The following is a 9,993-nucleotide window of genomic DNA, read 5'->3' on the forward strand; positions in this document are numbered from 1 at the left end:
TAGGCTGAAGGCCTTCCCCGACGACGCCCAGCTGGGCACCGATCTCGTCATGTCTGGAGGCCACAGCCGCGATGCCGAGCGATTCGAGCTTCGTGCACCTGCACGTCCACACCGAATACTCGATGCTCGACGGTCACGCCCTACTCGACGGGCTGTTCGAACGTACCGCCGAGCTCGGCATGCCGGCGATCGCGATGACCGACCACGGCAACGTGCACGGTGCCTACGACTTCTGGTCCAAGGCCCGCAAGCACGGGGTCAAGCCGATCATCGGCATGGAGGCGTACCTCACCCCGGGCACGCATCGCAGCGAGCGTCGCAAGGTGCGCTGGGGCAAGGGCGACAGCGCCGAGGAGGCCGGTAACGACGTCGCCGGTGGTGGCGCGTACACCCACATGACGATGCTCGCCACGTCCACGGAGGGCATGCACAACCTCTTCCGGATCTCCTCGCTGTCGAGCCTGGAGGGGTACTACTACAAACCGCGCGCCGACCGCGAACTGCTCGAGCGGTACGCCTCGGGCATCGTCGCCACCACCGGCTGCCCCTCCGGTGAGATCCAGACCCGGCTGCGCCTCGGCCAGTACGAGGAGGCCCGTCGGGCGGCGGGGGAATTCCAGGAGATCTTCGGCAAGGAGAACTTCTTCCTCGAGCTCATGGACCACGGCATCGGCATCGAGAAGGTCGTGCGTGACGACCTCCTGCGCCTCGGCCGTGAACTCGGCATCCCGCCGGTGGCCACCAACGACTCGCACTACACGCACCCGCAGGACGCCGAGGCTCACGACGCGCTGATCTGCGTGGCCTCCGGCAAGACGATCAGCGATCCCAAGCGGCTCAAGTTCGACGGCGGCGGCTACTACATCAAGTCCGCGGCCGAGATGCGCGAGCTGTGGGAGGACACCTACGGCATGAAGGAGGCGTGCGACAACACGCTGCTCATCGCCGAGCGCTGCGACATCGAGTTCACCGAGTCGACCGGCGGGTACATGGCCCGCGCCGACGTCCCCGAGGGTGAGACCGAGGAGTCCTGGTTCGTCAAGGAGGTCTGGGCGGGCATCCGCGACCGCTACGGCGACGACTTCTCCGACGAGGTGCGCCAGCGCGTCGAGAAGGAACTCGACGTCATCCGCACCAAGGGCTACTGCGGTTATTACCTCGTGGTCGCGGACTTCATCAACTGGGCCAAGAACAACGGCATCCGCGTCGGGCCGGGTCGTGGCTCTGGAGCCGGATCGATCGCCGCCTACGCCCTGCGGATCACCGACCTGTGCCCCCTGCAGCACGGCCTGATCTTCGAGCGCTTCCTCAACCCCGAGCGTCCGTCGATGCCCGACTTCGACATCGACTTCGACGAGCGTCGTCGCGGTGAGGTCATCCAGTACGTCACCCAGAAGTACGGGTCCGACCGCGTCGCCCAGATCGCCACGTTCGGCCGGCTCAAGGCCAAAGCGGCCATCAAGGACGCCTCGCGCGTGCTCGACTACCCGTTCGCGATGGGCGAGAAGATCACCAAGGCGCTGCCTGCCGACGTCATGGGCAAGGGCGTGCCGCTGAGCGAACTGTTCAACGAGAAGCACGCGCGTTTCGCCGACGGCAAGGACTTCCGCGAGCTCCACCAGAACGACCCGGACGTCCGCAAGGTCTACGACGTCGCGCTCGGACTCGAGGGACAGATCCGCCAGTGGGGTGTGCACGCGGCCGGCGTCATCATGAGCAGCGAGCCGCTGCTCGACATCGTGCCGATCATGAAGCGCGAGCAGGACGGCGCGATCATCACCCAGTTCGACTACCCGATGTGCGAGTCGCTGGGTCTGGTCAAGATGGACTTCCTGGGGCTGCGCAACCTCACGGTCCTCGACGACGCGGTGGCCAACATCAAGGCCAACCGTGGCGTGGACCTCGTGCTCGAGGACATCCCCTTCGACGACCCCGAGACCTACCGGTTGCTGGGCCGCGGCGACACGCTCGGCGTCTTCCAGCTCGACGGCGGCCCGATGCGACAGCTGCTGCGCATGATGCAGCCGGACAACTTCGAGGACATCTCGGCCGTCATCGCGCTGTACCGGCCCGGTCCGATGGGCGCCGACAGCCACACGAACTACGCCAAGCGCAAGACCGGCAAGCAGAAGATCGACTACATCCACCCCGAGCTCACCGAGGCGCTCAAACCGATCCTCGGCACGACCTACGGCCTGATCGTGTATCAGGAGCAGGTCATGAGCATCGCCCAGGAGCTCGCCGGGCAGACGCTCGGACAAGCCGACAACCTGCGGCGCGCCATGGGCAAGAAGAAGCGCGAGGTCCTGGAGAAGGAGTTCGAGGGCTTCGAGGCGGGCATGAAGGAGCGCGGGTTCTCCGCAGAGGCGATCAAGACCCTGTGGGACATCCTCGTCCCGTTCGCCGACTACGCCTTCAACAAGGCCCACTCGGCCGCCTACGGCGTGGTGTCGTACTGGACGGCCTATCTCAAGGCGCATTACCCGGCCGAGTACATGGCGGCCCTGCTCACCAGCGTCAAGGGCGACAAGGACAAGTCGGCGATCTACCTCGGCGAGTGCCGACGCCTGGGCATCAAGGTGCTTCCGCCGGACGTCAACGAGTCGTTCCACAACTTCACCTCGGTCGGCACCGACATCCGCTTCGGGCTCACCGCCATCCGCAACGTCGGCAGCAACGTGGTCAACGGCATCGTCGAGACCCGTGAGGAGAAGGGCGCGTACACCGACTTCGCCGACTTCCTCGACAAGGTGCCCACGCAGGTCTGCAACAAGCGGGTGCTCGACTCGCTGATCAAGGCGGGCGCCTTCGATTCACTCGGGCATCGTCGTCGTGCCCTGACGACGATCGCCGAGGAGGCGGTCGACCAGTACATCGACCTCAAACGCAATGCCGCGATCGGGCAGGACTCGCTGTTCGGGGCGTTCGACGACGACTTCACCGGTGTCGACGTCACCATCCCGGACCTCAACGAGTGGGACAAGACGCAGTTGCTGAGCTTCGAGCGCGACATGCTCGGCCTTTACGTCTCGGATCATCCGCTCGCGGGCCTCGAGCACGTGCTCCGCGCGAGCGGCGACTGCTCCATCGGCGAGCTGCTGGAGGACGCCGAACGGCCCGACGGCTCTCAGGTGCGTATCTGCGGCCTCATCACCAACGTGCAGCGTCGCCTCAGTAAGAAGGGCGACACATGGGCGTCGGTCACGATCGAGGATCTCGAGGGTTCGGTCGACGTCATGGTCTTCCCTGCGGCGTACAACCTCGCCGCGCCGGTGCTCGTGCAGGATTCGATCGTCGTGGTCAAGGCCCGCTTGCGACGTAGCGACGACGGCGTCGACCTCTCCGCGCAGGAGATCACGCGCCCTGCCGCCGGGCAGGGCGGCGGCGGTGGTCCGTTGACCGTCTCCATTCCGGTCGCCATGTGCACGCCCGAGACGGTCTCGTCGTTCAAGCAGGTGCTGGCCTCGCACCCGGGCGTCACCGAGGTGCATCTGAAGTTGACGGGCCGTGGCACAGTCAAGACCATGCGTCTGGACAATTCGCTGCGCGTGTCCACCAGCTCGGCGTTGTTCGCCGACCTCAAGGAGCTGCTCGGGCCCGGGTGCCTCGGGTGAGCGTCAAGTCGTGGCTCAGCGCCGCGGTCACGGCCGTGCTGATCATGGCCGTGCTCGGTGCCGCCGCCGGGTTCCTCTGGCTCGCCGTGGCTCAGCCCGCGCAGTGGGAGTACCGCGAGCAGGGCCTGGTGCTGAGTGAGGGGGCCGCGGCGGCGCAGTTCGGCATCGTCGCCTGGTTCGCGGTGATCGGGTTCGTGCTGTCCGTCGTGTTCGGCTGGGTTCTCGCGGTCCGTCGCGCCGCCGATGGCTGGCGACTCGCGCCGGTGGTGATCGTCGCCACCGTGGTCGCGGCGCTCATCTGCTCACGCGTCGGCTACTCGTTCGGACCGCCGGACCCCCAGACGGTCACCGGCCTCCAACCCGGCGACCGAGTTCCCATGCGGTTCGAGCTCGGTGCCGTCTCGCCGATGCTCATGTGGACGCTGGGCGGTCTGCTCGGAATCGTCGCAGCGACCTTCCTGCGGGCTCCGGAGCCGGTGCAGGGCGACGCGGTCACCGCGCGATCGGAGCCGTGACGGCACGCGTCAGCCGCACGAGATCAGCGGGGGAGACCTCCGCCTCGAGACCACGGCGACCGCCGGACACGAAGACCGTCGGCCACTCCTGCACCGTCTCGTCCACCACGGTGCGCAGCGCCTTGCGTTGTCCGAACGGAGAGATGCCGCCCAGCACGTATCCCGTGGCCCGCTGCGCGGCCGCGGGGTCCGCCAGCTGGGCCCTCTTTCCGCCCAACGCGGACGCAGCCGCCTTGAGATCCAGTGAGTGCTCGACCGGAACGACCGCCACACACAGCTCGCCGTCGAGGTCGACGACGAGAGTCTTGAAGACCCGCCCGGCCGCGACCCCGAGCGCCGCTGCGGCCTCCAGACCGTAGGATGCGGAGCCGGGGTCGTGTTCGTAGCTGTGCGCGATGACGTCGACTCCCGCCCGCCGCAAGGCGGCGAACGCCGGGGTCGCGTCGCCCTTGTTCTTGGTGCCCACCGGTCCACGGTAGCGGCGCGGGCCGGGGCGATCGCGGCGCTCCGTAGAATTGATCCGTGACCCCACGACGTCTCGACCTGCGTTCCCTCGCCCCTGCGACCCTCGATGAGTACCGCCACGCGGTACCGCGGGCCGAGGTGGACGTCGAGCATGCCCTCGCCGCGGTCGCGCCGATCTGCGAGGACGTGCGCGAGCGAGGCAGCGTCGCCGTACTCGACGCCGGGGAGCGGTTCGACGCCGTGCGGCCCGAGAGCCTGCGCGTTCCGGTCGAGGCGATGACCCGTGCTCTGAAGGATCTCGATCCGATGATCCGTGCCGGGCTCGAGGAGTCCGTCGCGCGCCTGCGCGCCACCTGCGAGGCCGAACTCGAGCAGACCGTCGTCACCGAGGTCGCGTCCGGCGCACGGGTCGAGCGGCGCATCGTGCCGATGCAGCGCGTCGGTCTCTACGTTCCCGGCGGCCTAGCACCGCTGGTGAGCACCGTCGTCATGAACGCCGTCCCGGCTCAGGTCGCCGGCGTTCCGGGCGTCGCGCTCGCCAGTCCGCCGCAGGCCGAGTTCGGCGGGCTTCCGCACCCCACGATCCTCGCCGCGTGCGCGCTGCTCGGGATCGAGGAGGTGTACGCCGCCGGTGGCGCCCAGGCCCTGGCGATGTTCGCGTACGGGACCGAGGACTGTGCTCCGGTCAACCTCATCACCGGGCCGGGCAACATCTTCGTCGCGGCCGCCAAGCGGTACCTGCAGGGCACCGTTGCGATCGACGCCGAAGCGGGCCCGACCGAGATCGCGATCATCGCCGATGAGACCGCCGACCCCGCGTACGTCGCGGCCGACTTGGTGAGCCAGGCTGAACACGACCCGCTGGCCGCGAGCGTGCTCATCACCGACAGCGAGTCGCTCGCCGATGCCGTCGACACGGCCCTCCTCGAGCAGGTCGCCGCGGCCAAGCACGCCGAGCGCATCCGCACCTCCCTCGGCGGGCGTCAGTCCGCCACCGTGCTCGTCCGCGATCTGGACCAAGCAGTGGACGTCGCCAACGCCTACGCGGCCGAGCACCTGGAGATCCAGACCCGCGAGGCGGAGGCCGTCGCGGCTCGTATCGTCAACGCCGGCGCGGTGTTCGTCGGCGCGTTCACGCCGGTGTCACTCGGTGACTACGCCGCCGGTTCCAACCACGTCCTGCCGACAGCGGGCTGCGCCTGCCACTCCTCGGGACTGTCCGTACGGGCGTTCTGCAAGAACATGCACGTCGTGAGCTACAGCGCCGAGGCGCTCGACGAGGTCGGCCGCAGGGTGGTCGCGCTCGCTGAGGCCGAGGACCTGCCCTCGCACGGTGCGGCCGTCTCGATCCGGTTGGAGCGCTGACATGCCGTTGCCCGAATGGGTGCCGATCCGCGAGGATCTGCGCGGCTACGAGCCGTACGGCGCCCCACAGCTCCCAGACCTCATCAGTCTCAACGTCAACGAGAACCCGTACGCCCCGAGTGAGGCGGTCGCCGACGACATCGCCGCGGCGGTGCGTGCGGCGGCACTCGGGCTCAACCGGTACCCGGACCGTGAAGCGACCGAGCTGCGCGAACGTCTCGCGCAGTACCTCGGCCACGACCTGACCGGCGATCACGTCTGGGCCGCCAACGGCTCCAACGAGGTCATGCTGCAGATCCTGCAGGCGTTCGGCGGCCCGGGCCGGACGGCGGTGTCCTTCGCGCCGACCTATTCGATGTACCCGGAGTACGCCCGCGACACCCACACGCGCTGGGTCGCGGGCCGGCGCGCGGACGACTTCACCGTCGATCCGCAGGCCGCGGTCGAGCTCATCAAGGCCGAACAGCCCGACGTCGTACTGCTGACCTCCCCGAACAACCCCACGGGCACGGCCCTGCCGCTGGCGACCGTCGAGGCGGTGCTGGACGTCGCGCCCGGTGTCGTGGTCGTCGACGAGGCGTACGCCGAGTTCCGGCGTGCCGGCACCCCGACGGCGCTGGAACTGCTCGATACCCACCCGCGGCTGCTGGTGACGCGCACGATGAGCAAGGCCTTCGCGCTGGCTGGCGGCCGTGTGGGTTACGTCGCCGCGGACCCGGCCGTGATCGACGCGTTGCGCATCGTCCGACTGCCATATCACCTCTCCGCGGTGACCCAGGCCGCGGCGACCGCCGCTCTGGCGCACGCCGATGAGCTCCTCGCCCAGGTCGACGCGCTCCGCGAGGCCCGTGACGAACTGGCCGCGTGGCTGGCGGGGCGCGGCTACGACGTCGCCGAGTCCGACGCCAACTTCGTGCTGTTCGGCCGGTTCGCCGACCGCCACGCCGTATGGCAGGGTCTGGTCGATCGCGGCGTGCTCATCCGGGAGACTGGACCCGAAGGCTGGCTGCGGGTTTCCGTCGGCACGCCCGAGGAGATGGACGCTTTCTACACCGCACTCATGGAGGTCGACCCCCGATGACCGCACGCACTGCTCGCATCGAGCGCAAGACCTCCGAGAGCCACGTCGTCGTCGAACTCGACCTCGACGGCACCGGTATCGCCGACATCAGCACGGGCGTGGGCTTCTACGACCACATGCTGACGGCGTTGAGTCGGCACTCGCTCATCGACCTCACGGTGCGCACCGAAGGCGATCTGCACATCGACGCGCACCACAGCGTCGAGGACACGGCGATCTGCATCGGTGACGCGCTGCGTGAGGCGCTGGGCGACAAGTCGGGCATCCGCCGCTACGGCAACGCCACGATTCCGCTCGACGAGGCCCTCGCCGCGTGCGTCGTGGACGTCTCGGGACGCCCGTACTTCGTGCACAGCGGCGAACCGGAGCGTCAGATCACCGCCATCATCGGCGGTCAGTACATCGGCTCCCTGACGTCGCACGTGCTGGAGTCGATCGCGCACCACGCCGGCATGACCGTGCACATGACGCTGCTCAGCGGCCGCGACCCGCACCACATCGCCGAGGCGCAGTTCAAGGCGCTGGCGCGGGCCCTCCGCGAGGCCGTCGCCGTCGATCCGCGTGAGTCGGGTGTCCCGAGCACCAAGGGAGCTCTATGACCTCCACCAGTCCCCGCGTCGCGGTCCTCGACTACGGCTCGGGCAACCTGCGCTCGGCCGTGCGGGCGGTCGAACGCGCCGGTGCCGATGTGGTGCTGACCGCCGACCCGGCGGAGGCGGAGAACGCTGCAGGTCTGCTGGTCCCTGGCGTGGGCGCGTTCGAGGCGTGCATGCGTGGTCTGCGGTCGGTCGACGGCGAACGCATCATCGAACGTCGGCTCATCGCAGGTCGTCCCGTCCTCGGGATCTGCGTCGGTATGCAGATTCTGTTCGGTGAGGGCATCGAACACGGTGTGCGGACCGCGGGCTGCGGGGAGTGGCCTGGCACCGTGGAGCGGTTGCAGGCCGACATCGTGCCGCACATGGGCTGGAACACGGTCGAGGTCCCCGAGGGCTCGCAGATGTTCGCCGGCATCGAGGATGAACGGTTCTACTTCGTGCACTCGTACGGTGTGCGTCGCTGGGAGCTTGACGGTGGGGGACCGTTCGCGCCGCCGCGCGTGACGTGGACGAACTACGACAGCGACCGCTTCGTCGCCGGTGTCGAGCACGGCCCGCTGTGGGCGACGCAGTTCCACCCCGAGAAGTCGGGCGACGCCGGGCGCCGCCTGCTGGAGAACTGGCTCGCGACGCTCTGAGCCGGCTCAGGCGCGGTAGCGCTCAGGTCGGTGGTTGAAGGCGAGGACGATGTTGAGTACGACCGCGCCGGCAGCCGACAGTGCGACGTTGGTCACCGGGACCACCGCGAGCGCTGCCACGACCACGGCGACGTCGAGTCCCATCTGGACGTAGCCGGCGCGCAGTCCTGCACGTTCCTGGAGGATGAGGGCCAGGATGTTGAAGCCGCCGAGGCTCGCGCCGTGGCGGAACAGGATCAGCAGGCCGACCCCGGCGAGCAGATTGCCGGTGATCACGGCGTAGACCGGGTCGAGGTGGTCGAGCGGCATGACGTGCTGGTGGACTGACGAGAATCCGGAGACCAGGAGCACGGCGACGACGGTCTTGCCCGTGAACAGCCATCCCTTCTTCCACACCGCGAGTGCGAAGAACGGCAGGTTGACCGCTACGAACAGCACGGCGAACGGGGGCGCGACGGCGTAGGACAGCAAGAGCGACAAGCCGGCCGTGCCGCCGGTGACCGCCTGGCTGGTGTTCAGCAGGTACAGGCCCAGCGACGCGAGGAAGGTCCCGGTGAGCACGCCGAGCACGTCCTCGGCCGGGGTGTGAGGCAGCGTGACGGTGCTCGGCTCGCTTCCGTCTCGGTCCTGCTCGCTGTGCTCCGGCTCCACGGCTCCTCCTGCGTTCGACGGCTGGACCACTGTACGAGCGGCCGCCGCCGACGGCAGCGGGGGCGCCGATACGATCGGGTGCGTGACTCTTGAGCTCCTTCCCGCCGTCGATGTGGCCGATGGCCAGGCTGTCCGACTCGTCCAGGGCGAACTCGGCAGCGAGACCTCCTACGGATCGCCCCTCGAAGCCGCCTTGCAGTGGCAGACCGACGGCGCAGAGTGGATTCACCTCGTGGACCTGGACGCGGCGTTCGGCAAGGGCGACAACCGCGAGCTGCTCGCCGAGGTCGTGGGGCGTCTGGACGTCAAGGTCGAGCTCTCCGGTGGCATTCGCGATGACGCCTCGCTCGCTGCGGCGCTCGCCACGGGCTGCCGTCGGGTCAATCTCGGTACCGCCGCCCTCGAGAACCCGGAGTGGTGCCGACGCGCCATCGCCGAGTACGGCGACCGGATCGCCGTAGGGCTCGACGTGCGCGGCCGCACGCTGGCCGCTCGTGGATGGACTGAGGAGGGCGGCGACCTGTTCGAGGTGCTCGAGCGGCTCGAACGCGACGGTTGCGCGCGCTACGTGGTCACCGACGTCACCAAGGACGGCACGCTGCAGGGTCCGAACCTGGACCTGCTGCGTCAGGTGTGCGAGTTCACGGACAAGCCGGTCGTTGCGTCGGGCGGCGTTTCCAGCCTGGACGACCTGCGCGCGATCGCATCGCTGACGTCGATCGGGGTCGAAGGTGCCATCGTGGGCAAGGCCCTCTACGCGGGCGCGTTCACCCTCCCCGAGGCGCTCGCCGCCGTGGCCGAGGTCTGACCTACTCGGTCAGGATCGTGCCGCCGACGTCCCAGGCCCAGCCCTCCTCGTGTGGGATGGGCACGGCGTGGTCGAAGGTTTTGAGTTTGTGGTGGTGTCGGCATAACGCCCAGAGGTTGTCGCCTGAGGTGGGGCCGTCCGGTAACGGTTGTCGGTGGTCGAGGTCGCAGTTGGTGGCTTTGGTGGTGCATCCGGGGTATCTGCAGGTGCCGTCGCGGAAGCGGATTGCGTTGCGTAGGTGGTGCGAGGGGTATCGG

At 68.7% G+C, this 9,993-nt stretch carries 10 protein-coding genes; 7 read left to right on the forward strand and 3 right to left on the reverse strand.

Annotated elements, in window-relative coordinates:
- Positions 1-71 precede the first annotated feature (71 nt).
- Both dnaE and EHW97_RS10970 read left to right on the forward strand, forming a co-directional pair.
- Positions 72-3,614, forward strand: a complete 3,543-nt coding sequence (dnaE, locus tag EHW97_RS10965; protein ID WP_124237206.1) for a DNA polymerase III subunit alpha — start codon at positions 72-74, stop codon at positions 3,612-3,614.
- A complete protein-coding gene (locus EHW97_RS10970; protein WP_124237207.1) occupies positions 3,611-4,129 on the forward strand; it encodes a hypothetical protein in 519 nt (172 codons plus the stop codon). Before dnaE ends, EHW97_RS10970 begins: the two co-directional genes overlap by 4 nt.
- Here EHW97_RS10970 and ybaK read toward each other — a convergent pair.
- Positions 4,107-4,595: a Cys-tRNA(Pro) deacylase gene (ybaK, locus tag EHW97_RS10975; protein ID WP_124237208.1), complete on the reverse strand. Its 489-nt coding sequence runs from the start codon at positions 4,593-4,595 to the stop codon at positions 4,107-4,109. The two genes, EHW97_RS10970 and ybaK, sit on opposite strands and share 23 nt — an antisense overlap.
- Positions 4,596-4,651: 56 nt before the next feature.
- Here ybaK and hisD point away from each other — a divergent pair, with 56 nt between their 5' ends.
- From hisD to hisH, 4 genes are read left to right on the forward strand one after another with little or no spacing between them, the layout of a single operon-like run.
- Positions 4,652-5,959 (forward strand): histidinol dehydrogenase, encoded by a 1,308-nt coding sequence (hisD, locus tag EHW97_RS10980; protein WP_243696405.1) that lies wholly within the window; start codon positions 4,652-4,654, stop codon positions 5,957-5,959.
- Between the two features lies 1 nt (position 5,960).
- Entirely contained in the window at positions 5,961-7,040 is a 1,080-nt protein-coding gene (locus EHW97_RS10985; RefSeq protein ID WP_124237209.1) for a histidinol-phosphate transaminase, read from the forward strand.
- Complete coding sequence (hisB, locus tag EHW97_RS10990; protein ID WP_124237210.1) at positions 7,037-7,639, forward strand: imidazoleglycerol-phosphate dehydratase HisB; 603 nt, start codon at positions 7,037-7,039, stop codon at positions 7,637-7,639. The genes EHW97_RS10985 and hisB overlap by 4 nt, the downstream gene beginning before the upstream one ends.
- Positions 7,636-8,277: an imidazole glycerol phosphate synthase subunit HisH gene (hisH, locus tag EHW97_RS10995; RefSeq protein ID WP_124237211.1), complete on the forward strand. Its 642-nt coding sequence runs from the start codon at positions 7,636-7,638 to the stop codon at positions 8,275-8,277. Before hisB ends, hisH begins: the two co-directional genes overlap by 4 nt.
- 6 nt (positions 8,278-8,283) lie before the next feature.
- Here hisH and EHW97_RS11000 read toward each other — a convergent pair whose 3' ends face one another.
- The gene (locus EHW97_RS11000; RefSeq protein ID WP_124237212.1) at positions 8,284-8,928 is read right to left on the reverse strand and encodes a YitT family protein; all 645 of its coding nucleotides are present in this window, start codon (positions 8,926-8,928) and stop codon (positions 8,284-8,286) included.
- Positions 8,929-9,010: 82 nt separating this feature from the next.
- Here EHW97_RS11000 and priA point away from each other — a divergent pair, with 82 nt between their 5' ends.
- A complete protein-coding gene (priA, locus tag EHW97_RS11005) occupies positions 9,011-9,736 on the forward strand; it encodes a bifunctional 1-(5-phosphoribosyl)-5-((5-phosphoribosylamino)methylideneamino)imidazole-4-carboxamide isomerase/phosphoribosylanthranilate isomerase PriA (RefSeq protein WP_124237213.1) in 726 nt (241 codons plus the stop codon).
- A 1-nt stretch (position 9,737) separates the two neighbouring features.
- On the opposite strand, the gene EHW97_RS15555 is transcribed toward priA, so the two are convergent.
- Positions 9,738-9,993, reverse strand: a 256-nt coding sequence (locus EHW97_RS15555) for an HNH endonuclease signature motif containing protein (RefSeq protein WP_208001997.1), incomplete at its 5' end; no start/stop codon positions are given.

The sequence above is a fragment of the Aeromicrobium camelliae genome (assembly GCF_003850045.1).
Classification (GTDB): domain Bacteria; phylum Actinomycetota; class Actinomycetes; order Propionibacteriales; family Nocardioidaceae; genus Aeromicrobium; species Aeromicrobium camelliae.

Excerpts from the sequence above, each read along its gene's own strand:
- hisB (WP_124237210.1), top strand. The coding sequence starts at position 7,037 with ATGACCGCACGCACTGCTCGCATCGAGCGCAAGACCTCCGAGAGCCAC.
- EHW97_RS10985 (WP_124237209.1), top strand. The coding sequence starts at position 5,961 with ATGCCGTTGCCCGAATGGGTGCCGATCCGCGAGGATCTGCGCGGCTAC.
- dnaE (WP_124237206.1), top strand. The coding sequence starts at position 72 with ATGCCGAGCGATTCGAGCTTCGTGCACCTGCACGTCCACACCGAATAC.
- hisH (WP_124237211.1), top strand. The coding sequence starts at position 7,636 with ATGACCTCCACCAGTCCCCGCGTCGCGGTCCTCGACTACGGCTCGGGC.